18 protein-coding genes are annotated in these 16540 nt (G+C 61.0%); 10 read left to right on the forward strand and 8 right to left on the reverse strand.

All coding sequences use genetic code 11. The features are described from left to right. Window positions 1-31: 31 nt before the first annotated feature. The 4 genes from ACD590_RS06610 to hemB all read right to left on the reverse strand — a co-directional run bounded on the left by ACD590_RS06610 (window position 32) and on the right by hemB (window position 3656). The gene (locus tag ACD590_RS06610) at window positions 32-919 is read right to left on the reverse strand and encodes a DMT family transporter (RefSeq protein WP_130652154.1); all 888 of its coding nucleotides are present in this window, start codon (window positions 917-919) and stop codon (window positions 32-34) included. After that, complete coding sequence (locus ACD590_RS06615; protein ID WP_018241509.1) at window positions 920-1696, reverse strand: arginyltransferase; 777 nt, start codon at window positions 1694-1696, stop codon at window positions 920-922. A gap of 206 nt (window positions 1697-1902) precedes the next feature. Further along, complete coding sequence (locus ACD590_RS06620; RefSeq protein WP_018241510.1) at window positions 1903-2361, reverse strand: RDD family protein; 459 nt, start codon at window positions 2359-2361, stop codon at window positions 1903-1905. 281 nt (window positions 2362-2642) lie between these two features. Next, window positions 2643-3656, reverse strand: a complete 1014-nt coding sequence (gene hemB, locus ACD590_RS06625) for a porphobilinogen synthase (protein ID WP_018447467.1) — start codon at window positions 3654-3656, stop codon at window positions 2643-2645. Between the two features lie 229 nt (window positions 3657-3885). On the opposite strand from hemB, the gene ACD590_RS06630 reads away from it, so the two are divergent. The 7 genes from ACD590_RS06630 (at window position 3886) to ACD590_RS06660 (ending at window position 10446) form a co-directional block, all read left to right on the forward strand. After that, window positions 3886-4323, forward strand: coding sequence for a DUF6163 family protein (locus ACD590_RS06630; RefSeq protein WP_018447468.1), 438 nt, complete (start codon window positions 3886-3888; stop codon window positions 4321-4323). Window positions 4324-4451: 128 nt separating this feature from the next. Then, entirely contained in the window at window positions 4452-4967 is a 516-nt protein-coding gene (ldtR, locus tag ACD590_RS06635) for a transcriptional regulator LdtR (RefSeq protein WP_018241512.1), read from the forward strand. A 441-nt stretch (window positions 4968-5408) separates the two neighbouring features. Further along, the gene (locus tag ACD590_RS06640; RefSeq protein WP_018241513.1) at window positions 5409-6710 is read left to right on the forward strand and encodes a L,D-transpeptidase family protein; all 1302 of its coding nucleotides are present in this window, start codon (window positions 5409-5411) and stop codon (window positions 6708-6710) included. A 215-nt stretch (window positions 6711-6925) separates the two neighbouring features. Continuing rightward, entirely contained in the window at window positions 6926-8224 is a 1299-nt protein-coding gene (gene glyA / locus ACD590_RS06645; protein ID WP_003547182.1) for a serine hydroxymethyltransferase, read from the forward strand. A 9-nt stretch (window positions 8225-8233) separates the two neighbouring features. Continuing rightward, window positions 8234-8710: a transcriptional regulator NrdR gene (gene nrdR / locus ACD590_RS06650; RefSeq protein ID WP_003547190.1), complete on the forward strand. Its 477-nt coding sequence runs from the start codon at window positions 8234-8236 to the stop codon at window positions 8708-8710. A 3-nt stretch (window positions 8711-8713) separates the two neighbouring features. Continuing rightward, window positions 8714-9835, forward strand: a complete 1122-nt coding sequence (gene ribD, locus ACD590_RS06655) for a bifunctional diaminohydroxyphosphoribosylaminopyrimidine deaminase/5-amino-6-(5-phosphoribosylamino)uracil reductase RibD (protein WP_018241514.1) — start codon at window positions 8714-8716, stop codon at window positions 9833-9835. After that, window positions 9835-10446: a riboflavin synthase gene (locus ACD590_RS06660; protein ID WP_026188350.1), complete on the forward strand. Its 612-nt coding sequence runs from the start codon at window positions 9835-9837 to the stop codon at window positions 10444-10446. Before ribD ends, ACD590_RS06660 begins: the two co-directional genes overlap by 1 nt. A gap of 31 nt (window positions 10447-10477) precedes the next feature. On the opposite strand, the gene ACD590_RS06665 is transcribed toward ACD590_RS06660, so the two are convergent. The 3 genes from ACD590_RS06665 to ACD590_RS06675 form a co-directional block, all read right to left on the reverse strand. After that, on the reverse strand, window positions 10478-10993 hold the full coding sequence (locus tag ACD590_RS06665) for a GNAT family N-acetyltransferase (RefSeq protein WP_028733637.1): 516 nt from the start codon (window positions 10991-10993) through the stop codon (window positions 10478-10480). Window positions 10994-11020: 27 nt separating this feature from the next. Continuing rightward, window positions 11021-11542 carry a cupin domain-containing protein gene (locus ACD590_RS06670; protein ID WP_130652155.1) on the reverse strand — a complete coding sequence of 174 codons (522 nt, stop codon included), beginning with the start codon at window positions 11540-11542 and terminating at the stop codon, window positions 11021-11023. Window positions 11543-11749: 207 nt separating this feature from the next. Beyond that, window positions 11750-12109 (reverse strand): hypothetical protein, encoded by a 360-nt coding sequence (locus ACD590_RS06675; protein WP_028733638.1) that lies wholly within the window; start codon window positions 12107-12109, stop codon window positions 11750-11752. A gap of 347 nt (window positions 12110-12456) precedes the next feature. Between ACD590_RS06675 and ribH the strand changes: the two genes are divergently transcribed. From ribH to ACD590_RS06690, 3 genes are all read left to right on the forward strand, one after another. Continuing rightward, a complete protein-coding gene (gene ribH, locus ACD590_RS06680; RefSeq protein WP_018241519.1) occupies window positions 12457-12912 on the forward strand; it encodes a 6,7-dimethyl-8-ribityllumazine synthase in 456 nt (151 codons plus the stop codon). 3 nt (window positions 12913-12915) lie between these two features. Further along, window positions 12916-13398 (forward strand): transcription antitermination factor NusB, encoded by a 483-nt coding sequence (gene nusB, locus ACD590_RS06685; RefSeq protein WP_018241520.1) that lies wholly within the window; start codon window positions 12916-12918, stop codon window positions 13396-13398. Between the two features lie 198 nt (window positions 13399-13596). Continuing rightward, window positions 13597-15735, forward strand: a complete 2139-nt coding sequence (locus ACD590_RS06690; RefSeq protein ID WP_130652156.1) for a sodium-translocating pyrophosphatase — start codon at window positions 13597-13599, stop codon at window positions 15733-15735. Window positions 15736-15937: 202 nt separating this feature from the next. Here the strand turns inward: ACD590_RS06690 and ACD590_RS06695 are convergent, their stop codons facing one another. Beyond that, window positions 15938-16471, reverse strand: a complete 534-nt coding sequence (locus ACD590_RS06695) for an outer membrane protein assembly factor BamE (protein ID WP_003547220.1) — start codon at window positions 16469-16471, stop codon at window positions 15938-15940. Window positions 16472-16540 lie beyond the last annotated feature (69 nt).

A 16540-nucleotide genomic window follows, 5' to 3' on the forward strand; every position in this document is an offset into this window, starting at 1 on the left:
TATAACATGAGGCCGAGCAGGCGAGACCGTCCTAGCCTGCCATTTGAACGATGCTTTTCCTCCGCACCATCCAGACGGAATGGGCTGCGATCGCCGCCACCAGGATGCCGCCGCCGACCAGTGTCATGGTCGTCGGCGTTTCCGCAAAGATCAGCCAGACCCAGATCGGTGCGAGAACGGTTTCGAGCAGGTAGAACATGCCGACCTCAGGCGCAGAGAGGTAACGCGGCCCGGTCGCCAGGCACCAGAAGGCAAGCGGCATCATCACCGCGCCGTTGAAGAGGATCCAGGCGGGATGCTCGATCGAAAAACCGCCGGCTGGCATGACCGAGATCAGGCCGACCGCCGCCGGCAGCACCGTCGAAAGCAGGGAGACGAAGCCCATCTCCCGGCGCGAGGCGCGGCTGATGGTGATGGCGGCGGCAATGATGAAGGCGGTCAGCAGCGCCATGATATCGCCGAAGAGATGGCCGCCCGAAAGCCCGTCCCGCACGATCAGACCGACGCCGACGATCATCGCTGCCATGGCGATCAGCGTAGCTAGCGCCGGCCGCTCCTTGAGGAAAATCCAGGAAAGCAGCGCGGCGAACATCGGATTGAAGGCGACGATGAAAACGACATTGGCCGTCGACGTGTTGAAAACGGCAAGAAGGAAGACCACCGTCGTCAGCCCGTAGAGCAGGCCGGTGACGAGGCCCGGCCACCCCGGCACGAGCACTGGCCATCGCCCCTTGGCGATCCTGAGCACTGTGGCTACCAGAAGCGTCACGCCAAGGGTCGCGATGCTTCTCGCGGCAAGGATCGACCACAGCTCGCCGTCGGCGAGCCGCATGAGCGGGATATCCACGGAAAGCGCCAGCCCGCCGATCGCCGTCAGCAGCAGGCCCTTCCGATGGTCGGAAAGAGCGGTGGGGAACATTCAGTCGTGGGTGCTCTCGGGCATGGACGAGGGATCGAAGCGTTCCCAGCCGCGCGGGGTCAGATGCTCCTGCGGCTGGAAGCGCGTCTTGTAGTCCATTTTCCGCGACCCTTGAACCCAGTAGCCGAGGTAGACATGCGGCAGTCCCAGCGCTTTTGTGCGCCTGACATGGTCGAGAATCATGAAAGTGCCGAGCGAACGCCGTTCAAGCGCCGGATTGAAATAGGAATAGACCATCGACAGCCCGTCGCTCATCGTGTCGGTAAGGGCGGCAGCCAGCAACTCGCCCTTTGGTCGCTGCTCCAGTCCGGAGCCTTCCTCGCGCCGGCGATATTCGATGATTCTCGTATTCACATGCGTGTCTTCCACCATGATTGCATAGTCGAGCACGGTCATGTCGGACATGCCGCCCTGCTGGTGGCGAAAATCGAGATAGCGTCGGAAGAGCGAATATTGTTCGCTGGAAGGTTGGGCTGCGAATTCGGTGGCGATGACGTCGGAATTGGCGCCAAGCACCCGCTTCATCGATTTCGTCGGCTCGAACTCCTGGGCGAGAATTCGCACGGAAACGCAGGCGCGACAGGATTCGCAGGCCGGGCGATAAGCGATGTTCTGCGAGCGGCGGAAACCGCCCTGCGTCAGGATGTCGTTCATCTCGGCGGCGCGCGGGCCGACCAGATGGGTGAACACCTTTCGCTCCATCTCATGCGGCAGGTACGGACACGCAGCCGGAGCCGTCAGATAAAACTGCGGTGATGGCGTCGTCTGCGTATTCATTTGTCGCGGAAATTTCCTTGTCGAGACCGTGCCGTTTCCTGACAGCATGACCTAAGAATAAAAAACGTCAACAGCGGGGCGTTTTTCGCCCTTCATATCAGTCTTCTAATTTTAAATATGGAGCGCTGGCGCCCGTCCGCAAAGAGAAGGCGGAGACTTTATTTCGTCTCCGCCCCGGGATCGCATTTAGGGTTTCAGCCAAGGTATCAGGCTGTGCGCACCGTCGCCGTGCCGACCAGCAGGTCGTGGACGAGACGGCTGCGCTCGATAAACAGGCCGGCAAGCAGGATGAGCGGCGTCAGCACCGAGTTGAGGATCCAGAACAGCGCCAGATGCACGATCGCCGTCATGAAATCCATCGGCCGTCCATCGATGCGCACGATCGCGATACCCATCGCGCGCATGCCGAGCGAGGCCTGGCTCGGCCCGCCCACAGTCAGGCCGAAGTAAATGCCGGCGACGATGACGAAGAGGGCAGGGTAGAGAAAGAAGCCGAGCCCCAGCGTGACGATCGACAGGAAGAACAGCACGATCGCCGCGGGAATGCAGAGCAGCGCCACGATGACATAGTCGAGAATGAAGGCGAAGACCCGGCGGCTCAACACGCCGCTATAGGCGCGCCAGTCCTCCGGGGCGGCATAAAGCGGATTGGGGTTGTAGCTCATCTCAATCTCCTCAGGAAAAGCGATGCCGCTGATATGGTATCGGCAGGGCAAAATGCAATAATCTGCCCCAGATGCGAATGGTTTTAGGCCGGATCGGCCCAAAACCATCCGCATCTAAATTAAAGAAATGGAGCATGATGTCGTCCGAAAACCGCGGACCCTTTTCGGCATCATGCACTACAACGCCGCGCGTCTTTTGAGATGCGCGAAGGACGCTGTAGCACTTTGAATCGCTGCATAATTTTATCCTTAAATCGATTCCGATTTAAGGAATTATGCAGTCACCGCTTTGCGAGAATTTTCGCCACTTCGACCGCGAAATAGGTGAGGACACCGTCGCATCCCGCCCGCTTGAACGACAGCAGCGTTTCGAGCATCGCCCGCTCGCCATCGATCCAGCCGTTCATCGCCGCCGCCTTGATCTGCGTATATTCGCCGGAAACCTGGTAAGCGAAGGTCGGCAGGCCGAAGGCCTCCTTCATCCGCCAGCAGATATCGAGATAGGGCAGGCCGGGCTTGACCATCAGCATGTCGGCGCCTTCTTCGACGTCGAGGGCCGCGTCGCGGATTGCCTCGGTGCCGTTGGCGGGGTCGATATAATAGGTCTTCTTGTCGCCTTTCAGCAGCCCGCCCGTCGAGATCGCCTCGCGATAGGGACCGTAGAAGGCGGAGGCGAATTTCGTCGCATAGCTCATGATGCCGACGCTCTGGTGGCCGGCCGCATCGAGCGCCATGCGGATCGCGCCGATGCGCCCGTCCATCATCTCCGACGGCGCGATGATGTCTGCGCCGGCATCCGCCTGCATGACGGCGGCGCGTGCGACCTGGTCAACGGTCTCGTCGTTGACGATCTCGCCGCCCCTGAGAATGCCGTCATGGCCGTGGCTGGTGAAGGGATCGAGCGCGACGTCGGTAATGACGCCGATATTGGGCACCGCCTTCTTGATCGCCGCCGTCGTCTGATTGATCAGATTGTTGGCCTCGAGGCTGTTCGAGCCGGTCTCGTCACGCAGTTCCATCTCGATATTCGGAAAGGTGGCAAGCGCCGGAATGCCGAGGCCGGCCGCTTCGCGCGCGGCTTCCACGGCCTTGTCGATGCTCATGCGGTTGACGCCCGGCATGGCCGGGATCGGATCGATGATGCCGGAACCCGGCACGATGAAGATCGGCCAGATCAGGTCATCGACCGTCAGCCGGTTCTCCTGCACCAGCCGGCGTGTCCAATCCGCCTTGCGGTTGCGCCGCATGCGGCGATGACCGGTGATGTCGTCGACGAGATGCGTCCTGTCCTGCATGATATCTGTCCTTGGCCCATTCCATTTATCGGAGCGCTCATTATCATGGCGCCTGGAAAATCCAAACCGGACGATTGGCCGCGGCGGAAAAACCTCTGGCGCATAACCCGAAAATCGAAATGGATTTTCGGGTTATGCGCCAACTCGATGTTATAGAGCGTCCCTGGCGCGTCGTGTCAGACGCGCGGGCGCCCTTGTGAAGATGCAACCCCAAACCGATGTCTGCGCTATGGAAACCGAATCCCCGACGATACCGAAACGCACACTGGCGGATATCCTCTTCATTCTCTTCCTGAGGCTGGTTGCCGTATCCTGCTTCTGGTTTGGCCTGCAATATTGGGCGATGCTCGTCGGCTATTCGCTGGTCGGCGCCGGCCGCTTCGATCTTTTGAGCCTGCCGTGGAAGGTGGCGAGCACCAGCCTCGCCGTGCTCTTCCCCGTCGCCTCCCTCGGCCTCTGGCTCACCGTCTCCTGGGGACCGGTCATCTGGGTGCTGGCCGCCGGCGGGCAGATCCTCATGTATGGCCTGCTGCCGGATATTTTCGGACCCAACCAGCTGATCATCCTGCTGCATCTCATGGTCGCCGTCGTCTACTGGATTTTCCGCCTGCTGCTGTGGCTGGAAAAGCGCCGGCACCGCCGCCAGGTAAGTGTTGATTTACCCTGAGACAACGTGGGGTTAGCGGTAAGGCTCCGTTAAGCCTGCGGTTTAAGTCGAATTTTATATGTATTCGATAGGGTCTCACTCAAGGCGGGAAGAAAACACACCGCCAAACAAACAGTGAGGCAGTCAATATGAACACGAAAATTAAGCCGCAGGCGGTATCGAACTTCCGTGACCAGCAGGATCATGACATCCGTGATCTTTACATGGAATCCCTTCACCTCGTTGAACGTCTGCACCGTCGTCTTCTCGACGTCATCAAGGACGAATTCGACCGTCAGGGTCGCAGCGATGTCAACGCCATCCAGGCGCTGCTCCTTTTCAACATCGGCAACTCCGAGCTGACCGCCGGCGAGCTGCGCTCGCGTGGCTACTATCTCGGCTCCAACGTCTCCTACAACGTCAAGAAACTGGTCGATCTCGGTTTCATCAACCACCAGCGCTCGCGCATCGACCGCCGCTCGGTCCGCATCAGCCTGACCGAAACCGGCCAGGACATCGCCGAAACGGTGGCCAAGCTCTACGAACGCCACATCGCCTCGATCGACAAGGTCGGCGGCATCGGCACCGACGAGTTCACGCAGATGAACAAGCTGCTCCAGCGTCTGGACCGTTTCTGGAACGATCAGATCCTGTACCGTCTCTAAGACCCCTGACCTCCTTCCAGGGTTGCAGAAAATCGGACGTGTCCCTGCACGTCCGATTTGCCGTTTGATCCGCGTGGCATCTTTGCAACGCATGGCAGGCAAGCGCAAAGCCCGGTATTCAAGCCGTTTTTTAGCCGTTATTAACCGGCACGCTTTACCCCGTCATATGGTTCGTTGTGTCGTGTTTCCGGTAGCCGGCAGTCCTTCTACCCACCCGGCAACACGAATTGGCCATATTGGTGTGGCAGCGGAAGGCTTAACAACCGGCGCTTTCAATGGACCGATCAGGAATGCTGGCTGTCGCATCGCAATCTTGTGATGGGGCAAGCGGAATTTTTTGATGCGCCGGGACAACGAATGGACTGGGATCTGCGTTAAAGCGCAGTGATATCGCAAAGAGCCCGCGGCATCTCTTTATCGCCGCAGTCAGTGGTTGGGACTATGTCGAAGAAAAACGGAATTGAAGCTCTCTCTCGCCGCGCATTCCTTGCGTCCGCGGCAACGGTTGGCGCCAGCGCGATTGCTGCGCCGGCATTCGCGCAATCGGCGCTCGATACGCTGATCAATGCGCCGCGCCGCGGCAACTGGGACGACCAGTTTGACGCCAAGGCGGCTTCGCGCACGGCGACCGCCATGGTTTCCAACACGCCGATCCTCGGCCCGCAGTCGGTTGCGAGCGCGCAGCAGGCGATCATGCAGTATCAGCAGATCGCCGCAGCCGGCGGCTGGCCTGAGGTCAACCCCGGTGACCAGCGCCTGCAGCTCGGCGTTAGCTCTCCTTCCGTCCAGGCGCTGCGCCAGCGCCTTGCGATCACCGGCGACCTGCCGCGCGAAGCCGGCATGTCCAACGCCTTCGATTCCTATGTCGATGGCGCCGTCAAGCGCTTCCAGGCCCGCCACGGTCTGCCGTCCGATGGTGTTCTCGGCGAATTCACGCTGAAGGCGATGAACATTCCTGCCGATGTCCGCCTGCAGCAGCTGAACACCAATCTGATCCGCCTGCAGACCTTCCCCGAAGACATGGGCCGCCGTCACCTGATGGTCAACATCCCGGCCGCTTATGTCGAGGCTGTCGAAGACGGCAGTGTCGCGACGCGCCACACCGCGGTTGTCGGCCGCTTGAGCCGCCCGACGCATCTCGTCAATTCGAAGATTTACGAGGTCATCCTCAATCCTTACTGGACGGCGCCGCGCTCGATCGTCGAAAAAGACATCATGCCGCTGATGCGCAAGGATCCGACCTATCTCGAAAAGAACGCCATCCGCCTGATCGACGGCAAGGGCAATGAAGTCGCCCCCGAAACCGTCGATTGGAACGGCGAGGCGCCAAATCTGATGTTCCGTCAGGACCCCGGCAAGATCAACGCCATGGCCTCGACGAAGATCAACTTCTACAACAAGAACGGCGAGTATATGCACGACACGCCGCAGCAGGGCCTGTTCAACAAGCTGATGCGCTTTGAATCGTCGGGCTGCGTCCGCGTTCAGAACGTCCGCGACCTGACGAACTGGCTGTTGCGCGAGACCCCCGGCTGGAGCCGCCAGCAGATGGAGCAGGTGATTGCAACCGGCGTCAACACGCCGATCAAGCTCGCTGCGGAAGTTCCTGTCTATTTCGTTTACATCTCTGCCTGGGGCATGCCCGACGGCATCGTCCAGTTCCGCGACGACATCTATCAGATGGACGGCAATGCCGAGCTGGCGCTCGACACCACGGCGGGCATGGAACAGCCGGTCCAGTAAGCGGCGACCTTTGCATCGTGATTTGAGAACCGCGCTTTCGGGCGCGGTTTTTTTATGTCCGAGGAGACGCTCCTCGATGTCGTCGCCAAGGATCGGCCGGTGCGACCACAAAAGAGCGAGAGCGCGCGCTTTGCTCAGCAAATGTCGTTCTTCGTATTGCCCTCGCCACGGCGGAAGGCTAATACCTCAGCGCATTCCAGTTGAGGAGCCCGCCCATGACCAATGCTTCCACCGAATCCTTCTTCAATCGCTCGCTTGCGGACGTCGATCCCGACATTTTCGGCGCGATCGGAAAGGAACTCGGTCGCCAACGGCACGAGATCGAACTGATCGCTTCTGAGAACATCGTCTCCCGCGCCGTGCTGGAAGCCCAGGGCTCCATCATGACCAACAAATATGCCGAGGGTTATCCCGGCAAGCGTTATTACGGCGGCTGCCAGTTCGTCGATATCGCCGAGGAACTGGCGATCGAGCGCGCCAAGAAGCTGTTCGGCGTCAATTTCGCCAATGTTCAGCCGAATTCCGGCTCGCAGATGAACCAGGCGGTGTTCCTGGCGCTGCTGCAGCCGGGTGACACCTTCATGGGTCTCGACCTGAATTCGGGCGGCCACCTCACGCATGGTTCGCCGGTCAACATGTCCGGCAAGTGGTTCAATGTCGTCTCCTACGGCGTGCGCGAAGGCGACAACCTGCTCGACATGGATGAAGTGGCCCGCAAGGCCGAGGAAACCAAGCCGAAGCTCATCATCGCCGGCGGCACTGCCTATTCCCGCATCTGGGACTGGAAGCGTTTCCGCGAGATCGCCGACTCGGTTGGCGCCTACCTCATGGTCGACATGGCGCATATTGCCGGCCTCGTTGCCGGTGGCGTTCATCCGTCGCCATTCCCGCACTGCCATGTCGCGACGACGACGACCCACAAGTCGCTGCGCGGCCCGCGCGGTGGTGTCATCCTCACCAATGACGAGGATCTGGCCAAGAAGTTCAATTCGGCCGTCTTCCCCGGTCTGCAGGGTGGCCCGCTGATGCACATTATCGCCGCCAAGGCTGTGGCCTTCGGCGAGGCGCTGCAGCCTGAATTCAAGGATTATGCCGCCCAGGTCGTCAAGAACGCCAAGGCGCTGGCCGAAACGCTGATATCGGGTGGCCTTGACGTCGTCTCCGGCGGCACCGACAACCACCTGATGCTGGTCGACCTTCGCAAGAAGAACGCCACCGGCAAGCGCGCCGAGGCAGCGCTTGGCCGCGCTTACGTCACCTGCAACAAGAACGGCATTCCCTTCGATCCGGAAAAGCCCTTCGTTACTTCGGGCGTGCGCCTCGGCGCACCGGCCGGCACGACCCGCGGCTTCAAGGAAGCTGAATTCCGCGAGATCGGCAATCTCATCGTCGAGGTCCTCGACGGGCTGAAGGTCGCCAATTCCGATGAAGGCAACGCTGCCGTCGAAGCCGCTGTGCGCGGCAAGGTGGTCAACCTCACCGACCGCTTCCCCATGTACGGCTACATGGGATAAGGAGTAGGGATGCGCTGCCCCTATTGCGGTTCGGAAGATACCCAGGTCAAGGATTCGCGCCCGGCGGAGGACAACACGTCCATCCGCCGGCGGCGTATCTGTCCGGATTGCGGCGGCCGCTTCACCACGTTCGAACGTGTGCAACTGCGCGAGTTGATGGTCATCAAGAAGACCGGACGCAAAGTGCCCTTCGACCGCGACAAGCTGGTGCGCTCCTTCGAGGTGGCGCTGCGCAAACGCCCGGTCGAGCGCGATCGCATCGAGCGCGCCGTCTCCGGTATCGTCCGCCGGCTTGAAAGCTCCGGCGAGACCGAGATCTCCTCCGAGCAGATCGGCCTGCAGGTGCTGGAAGCCATGAAGAGCCTCGATGATGTCGGCTTCGTGCGCTATGCCTCGGTCTATCGGGATTTCTCGCTTGCCGAGGATTTCGAGAAGGTTATTTCCGAAATCAACGCCAAGATCGCCCGCGACCCGCTGGACAGGTGAGCCATGAGCATCACGCCGCATGACGAACGTTTCATGGCGGCGGCGATCCGTCTGTCGCGCTGGCATCTCGGCCGCACCGCCACCAATCCTTCCGTCGGCTGTCTGATCGTCAAGGACGGCGTCATCGTCGGCCGTGCCGTGACCGCCCTCGGCGGCCGCCCGCATGCCGAGACGCAGGCGCTCTCTGAAGCCGGCGCGCTCGCCCGCGGCGCTACCGCCTATGTGACGCTCGAACCCTGCTCGCATCACGGCAAGACGCCGCCCTGCGCCGAGGCGCTGATCGCCTATGGTGTTGCCCGCGTCGTCATCAGCGTCACCGATCCCGATCCGCGGGTCTCCGGCCGCGGCATCGCCAGGCTGCGCGAAGCTAGCATAGAGGTGGACGCCGGCGTGCTGGAGGCGGAGGGCAGGCAGTCGCTTGCCGCCTATCTCACCCGCCAGACGAAGAACCGGCCCTATGTGACTCTCAAACTTGCCGTTTCCGCCGATGGCATGATCGGCCGCCAGGGGGCAGGGCAGGTGGCGATAACAGGCCCGGAGGCCCGCGCCCAGGTGCAGGCGCTGCGCGCCGAAACCGATGCCATCCTGGTCGGCATCGGTACCGCGATTGCGGATGATCCGCTGCTGACTGCGCGCTCGCCAGGTCTTGAATCACAATCGCCGATCCGCATCGTCCTCGATCCTTCCCTGGCATTGCCGCTGACCAGCAGACTCGTCGGGACGGCGCGGGAGGTGCCAGTCATCGTGGTTACGAGTGAGGAAGGATCATTGTCGCAGGCAGAGGGTGATATCGCATCCACAGAGATGGAATCTTGCCGCGCAGCCCTCGAGGCCGCCGGCGTCGAGGTCGTCCATTGCAATCCCTACCATCCGGAAGTCCTGCTGCCGGCACTCGCGACGCGCGGTATTTCCTCGCTTCTGGTCGAGGGCGGTGCAAAGACGGCGCGGCTTTTCCTCGAGGCTGGCCTCGTCGATCGCATCCAGCTTTATCAGGCGCCTGTTATGATTGGCGAGGGTGGTATTGAATCCCCGCTTGATGCAACCGACATACCATCGGGTTTTGCCCATACGGGCACGCTGATGTTCGGCGGCGATCGCCTGGACGAATACGAAAGAGGGCTTTGATGTTCACCGGAATAGTCACCGATGTCGGCACGGTCGAATCCGTTTCCCCGCTGAAGGAAGGTATCCGGCTGCGGGTCGCGACCGCCTATGATCCCTCAACCATCGATATGGGCGCCTCGATCTCTCACGCCGGCATCTGCCTGACTGTCACTGGACTTCCGACCGAGGGAAGCAACGGCCGCTGGTTCGAGGTCGAGGCCTGGGAAGAGGCGCTGCGACTGACGACGATCGGCAACTGGCAGGAGGGCAGCCGCATCAATCTTGAACGGTCGCTGAAGATCGGGGATGAACTCGGCGGTCACATCGTTTCCGGCCATGTCGACGGCAAGGCGGAAATCCTCTCGGTAACAGCAGAGGGCGACGCCACGCGCTACCGCCTGCGCGCGCCCGAACATCTGGCGAAATTCGTCGCCCCCAAGGGGTCGATTGCACTCGACGGTACTTCGTTGACGGTCAATGCCGTCGACGGCACGGATTTCGACGTGCTGCTCATCCGGCACACGCTTGAGGTCACCACCTGGGGCGAGCGCAGGGCCGGTGATTTCGTCAATTTCGAAGTCGACACTATGGCGCGTTATGCCGCCCGGTTGGCTGAGTTCCCCAGCACATAACCGTCGAAAATCGGAATCGACGTCCGACGCTCTAACGCGAAAATTGAATGATATCGCCGTTGTACTGGGTGCGCGCCGTCTCGCGGAAGCCGAGCTTGGCCGCAACCCGCAGCGAGGCCTGGTTCTCGGGGCTGATGATGCAGCTCATCGGTTTACCCGGGAAATGCGTTTCCGCCCAGCCGATCAGGACGGTCAGCGCCTCGGTGGCATAACCGCGGCCGTGCGCCGAGGGCATCAGCGCCCAGCCGACCTCCATCGTCCCCTCGATCGAGGGTTCCATCTCGCGCCGGGCTTCCAGGAAGCCCGCTTCGCCGATGAACCGGCCGCTCCCCTTTTCGACGATCGCCAGAAAACCGAAGCCCATATGATGCCACATGCCGGCAACGCGTAGCATGCGGCTCCAGCTCTGCTCGCGTGTCGATGGCACGCCGGTGATGAAGCGCACGACATCCTCGTCCGCCCATAGTGCCGCATGCGCGTCGAAATCGTCGAGGCGGTGAGGGCGAAGCGTCAGCCGCGCCGTTTCGAGGGTTGGAATGTCGGTCACATCGGGTCCTTGTGAAATAACGTGTCCTCAGGCGCCGGGCTCGCCGTCCCAATAGTCGAGATCGCCTTCCGGCCGTCCGATATGACGGAAGCGCTTGGTTTCTGTATTGTCCCTGTTGGTCTTGGCTGCCCAGTTCGTTTTGGCAAGGAACTTTCCGGAATCGGGATATTCGACGATCTCGGTCCTCGCCATTGTCGAAATGCCGAGATAGACGAGTGTCGCCGTGCCGGTATTGATGATCTGGTGCGCCGTTTCAGGCCCGCCGGCCGGCGCGCCGAGCACGTCGCCCGCCTTGATAACATGGCGCGCGTCGCCGAAGCGATATTCGCCAGAGCCCGCGATCACATAGAAGAGCTCGTCTTCGACATGGTGGTTGTGGAAGGGGCAGCCTGATTTGCCGGGAGGTACCTCGTTGTAGCTGACGCCGAGGCTGGCCAAGCCAAGAAGCGCACCGAAAGAGGTGTCGGTGCTTTCATAGAGCTCGCCCTGTTTCCAGTGGTCGAGCTTGAGATCGGCGGGATTGATCACCGCCTTCGGTTCCGTTGCCATGACGTCCTCCTGTTTCAGCAAGAGAAGCCGTCATCCCAGGAAAATTCAATGCTTATCTCTGATATCCCCAGCATGGGCGGAGAGGAGACCGCCGCCCATGCTTCGAGCGCCGTGCGTCGATAGGACGCGTGAAGGACGCTCTATCACTTCGACCCACGCATACCCCCCGAAGATCGTTCCGATTTTCGAGGTTATGCGCTGGAGCCGTCAACGAACGTAGAAGGTTATGCTTCCATCGGCCGCCTGCTCGGCGTTGACCACATTGCGAATGTTGACACCTTCATTGTTGAGACGGTGGGCAAGCGACCTGTTGGCATCGATCGACGCCTGGATGCCACGGATAGCCTCGCCGGAGCGCAGCGGTGCCGAGTGTGGGCCGCTCGTCTCGTCGTCGAAGTTGCGCCAGTTGTAAACCTCCTGGACATTGAAATCATTGCCCTGGAAACCCCTGAGCGTCTGTTCGATGCCTTGAGGGGTGTTCATTCCGAGGCTTTCGGCCCGGCTGACGCCGGCAAAGGCGAGGGAGGAGAGGGCGGCAGCGAGGGTGATGGTGAGAACGCGGTGCATGATTTGTATCCTTTCATCTGCTTAGACGGTCGGCTGTCGTTGCAGGGGATCGTCTGCGTCACGACATGGAATTGGCGCTCTCCCTTCCGCGATTCAATGGGTTAAGCCACTGAAAATACGTTAAGAATTGTTCATGAAAACTGCCTTCGAATTGCCGCTTTCGAGGCATCGCGGAAAGTCGGTTTTGGAAGCTTGCCCAGCTGTGGATCCGTGGTGGTGCTATCCCCTTGCAGATATTTCCTCTTTCGTATTGCGGCATCGGGCGAAATTGCTTGCCATTCGGACGAAGGCATGTTTTGACCGCGGGCTGCCGAGTGGGAAAATGTCCCGCCAACCGAAGGTGAACCATGTCGAGAGAGACCGCTCCCCATATTTTGATCGTTGAGGCCCGCTTCTACGACGACATGGCCGACGCCCTGCTCGAAGGCGCGACCTTCGCATTGACAGAGGCCGGCGCCACCTTCGAGGTCGTCACCGTCCCCGGCGCACTGGAAATTCCGGCGGCGATTGCCATGTCGCTCGATGGAGACGACAATGGCGGAACGCATTATGACGGCTATGTCGCCCTCGGCATGGTCATTCGCGGCGAGACGTATCACTTCGATATCGTGTCGAATGAATCCTCGCGCGCCTTGATGGATCTCGCGGTCAGCGAGTCCCTTGCCATCGGCAACGGCATCCTGACCGTCGAAAACGACGAACAGGCATGGGCGCGCGCGCGCCGCTCGGACAAGGACAAGGGCGGATTTGCCGCTCGTGCAGCTCTGACCATGATCGAGCTGAAGCAGAAACTGGGTGCATAACGAATGAACGACGACAAGACGGAACGGCCGGTCAAGACTGCAAACCAGCGGGGCGCTGCCCGTCTTGCTGCCGTTCAGGCACTTTATCAGATGGATGTCGGCGGCACCGGCGTTCTGGAGATCGTAGCCGAATACGAGGCGCACCGTCTTGGCCAGGAACTCGACGGCGCGACCTATCTGAAGGCCGATGCCGCCTGGTTCCGTTCCATCGTCTCCGGCGTCGTGCGCGATCAGGTCCGCCTCGATCCGCTGATTGCCGCAGCCCTGCAGGATGATTGGGCCTTGTCGCGCCTCGACAGCACCGTGCGCGCCATCCTGCGCGCCGGCGTCTTCGAGATCACCGACCGCAAGGACGTTCCGGTGGCGGTCATCGTTACCGAATATGTCGAGATCGCCCAGGCTTTCTTCGATGACGACGAGCCGAAGCTCGTAAACGCCGTGCTCGACCGCATCGCAAAGCAGGTTCGCGGCGAGGCGAAGAAATAAGTCTTTCGCCGCCAAATAGTCCTCCCGCTTCTTTCTTCGCACCGCAATGGTTTTCGCCCGTTGCGGTCTTGACGCCACGTGATCGACCACGCAATCTCCGCAACGCTTAGCTGTGGCATTTCTGTGGAGAGGAAGGCGATTCGGCGGCGTATCTGCCGGAGAAGGAGTGATCTCCGGCCTATGGGAGGAAAGAGCGAAATGACGATTCTTTTATGCGTAATCGCATGCGGTCTGCTCTCGGTGGTTTATGCCGCCTGGGCAACCCGGTCGGTGCTTGCCGCCGATCAGGGCAATAGCCGCATGCAGGAGATCGCGGGTTATATCCGCGAAGGCGCTCAAGCCTATCTGACGCGCCAGTACAAAACCATTGCCATTGTCGGCGTTGTTGTTTTCGTTTTAGCCTGGCTGCTTCTTTCCGCCGAGGCCGCGATCGGCTTCCTGATCGGCGCCGTGCTTTCCGGTGCTGCCGGTTTCATCGGCATGCACGTTTCCGTCCGCGCCAATGTGCGCACCGCCCAGGCGGCTTCCGTCAGCCTTTCCGCCGGCCTCGACATCGCCTTCAAGTCGGGTGCGATCACCGGCATGCTGGTGGCTGGCCTGGCGCTGCTCGGCGTCTCCATCTACTATACGGTCTTGACCGTCGGGCTCGGCCATGAGAGCGGCTCGCGCGAAGTCATCGATGCGCTGGTGGCGCTCGGCTTCGGCGCTTCGCTGATCTCGATCTTCGCCCGTCTCGGCGGCGGCATCTTCACCAAGGGCGCCGATGTCGGCGGCGATCTGGTCGGCAAGGTGGAAGCCGGCATTCCCGAAGACGATCCGCGCAACCCGGCAACGATTGCCGATAACGTCGGCGACAATGTCGGCGACTGCGCCGGCATGGCCGCCGACCTTTTCGAGACCTATGCGGTCTCAGTCGTCGCTACCATGGTTCTCGCTGCGATCTTCTTTGCCGGCGCGCCGATCCTCCAGTCTGCGATGGTCTATCCGCTGGCGATCTGCGGCGCCTGCATCATCACCTCGATCATCGGCACCTTCTTCGTCAAGCTCGGCTCGAACGGCTCGATCATGGGCGCTCTCTACAAGGGCCTCATCGTCACCGGCCTACTGTCGATCGTCGGACTTGGTGCTGCCACTTCGCTCACCATAGGCTGGGGATCGATCGGTTCCGTCGGAGGCGCCGACATATCAGGCGCGCACCTCTTCTTCTGCGGCATCGTCGGCCTCGTCGTCACTGCGCTGATCGTGGTGATCACCGAATATTATACCGGCACGGGCAAGCGTCCGGTCGTCTCGATCGCCCAGGCCTCGGTCACCGGTCATGGCACCAACGTCATCCAGGGCCTAGCCGTCTCACTGGAATCGACGGCGCTGCCGGCGATCGTCATCGTCGGCGGCATTCTCGCCACCTACCAGCTCGGCGGCCTGTTCGGCACCGGTATTGCGGTCACGGCGATGCTCGGCATCGCCGGCATGATCGTCGCGCTCGACGCCTTCGGACCGGTGACGGACAATGCCGGCGGTATCGCCGAAATGGCGCATCTGCCGCCGGAGGTGCGCAAATCCACTGATGCGCTCGATGCCGTCGGCAATACGACCAAGGCCGTCACCAAGGGTTATGCCATCGGCTCCGCCGGTCTCGGCGCCCTGGTTCTCTTCGCTGCCTACTCCTACGACCTCAAATATTTTGCAGCGAATGGCGACAAGTTCCCTTATTTCGCCGGCATCGGCGAAATTTCCTTCGATCTTTCCAACCCTTACGTGGTGGCGGGATTGATCTTCGGAGGTCTCATTCCCTACCTCTTCGGTGGCATCGCCATGACCGCCGTCGGCCGTGCTGCCGGCGCAATCGTCGAGGAAGTGCGCCGTCAGTTCAAGGAAAAGCCCGGCATCATGCAAGGCACGGAAAAGCCGGATTACGGCAGGGCGGTCGACCTTTTGACCAAGGCCGCCATCCGCGAGATGATCGTGCCGTCGCTGCTGCCGGTGCTGGCGCCTATCGTCGTCTATTTCGGCGTTCTTCTCATCTCCGGTTCCAAGGCCTCCGCCTTTGCCGCCCTCGGCGCATCGCTGCTCGGCGTCATCATCAACGGCCTCTTCGTCGCTATCTCGATGACATCGGGCGGCGGCGCCTGGGACAATGCCAAGAAGAGCTTCGAAGACGGGTTCGTCGATAAGGACGGCGTGCGCCACATGAAGGGCTCGGATGCACACAAGGCCTCCGTCACCGGTGATACCGTCGGCGATCCTTACAAGGATACCGCCGGCCCTGCCGTCAACCCGGCGATCAAGATCACCAACATCGTCGCGCTGCTCTTGCTTGCCGTTCTCGCCGGATAAACAACGCCGCCTTGGCGTGGTGCACTTCACGCCGAAGCAGAGGCCATTACAGCGCCGCGCGTCTTTCTAGACGCGCAAAGGACGCTGTAACACTTTGAATGGCTGCATGATGTTATCCTTAAATCGACTCCGATTTAAGGAATCATGCAGTAAAAAACCCGCCGGAGCGATCCGGCGGGTTTTTCGTATGAGGCGTGTCCGATCAGCGCAGGCTGCTTGGGTTCTGCGGCGTGCCGCCGGCGCCACCGCCGAACAGGCTGCGGGCAGCACTCGCGGCGCTGCCGCCGGAAAGCATCTGTTGCAGGAAGGTGAGCTCCTTGCCGCCGGTCGGTGTGACGCGTCCGATCGTGTCGAACACCTTGCCGTCCTGCAGCGCATAGTTGGCGCGGCGGCTGACGACGCCGTCCTTGTCGAAATAGATCGCCAGAACGCTCTGATCGACGACCTTCAGCTTCTGGAAGGCGACGGCACGCGTGCGCCGCTGCGAGATGTAATAGAAGACTTCGCCGTCGAAGGTCGCCGTCGTCGACGGGGTGCCCAGCGAAAGCAGCACCTGCTCGCGGCTGGAGCCTTCCGGAACGAGGTTCAGCGACTGCTGGTCGGCGACGTAGCCGCCATTGAGCACGGTGCTGGTCTGGCAACCGGAGAGAGCGGTGGTGGAGGCGATTATGAAGGCAATGGCCGCGCTGCTGAAGAATTTCACGTCAGACTTGAAATACCGTTTATTCAACGACATCTACTCCCTTGAGTGTCGATAGCAGCCATTTGGGGCCTTGCACGCTTTCCTCCTGCAAAACCATTGTGG

The sequence above is a fragment of the Rhizobium sp. 862_C5_N1_2 genome (assembly GCF_051811205.1).
Lineage (GTDB): Bacteria > Pseudomonadota > Alphaproteobacteria > Rhizobiales > Rhizobiaceae > Rhizobium > Rhizobium leguminosarum.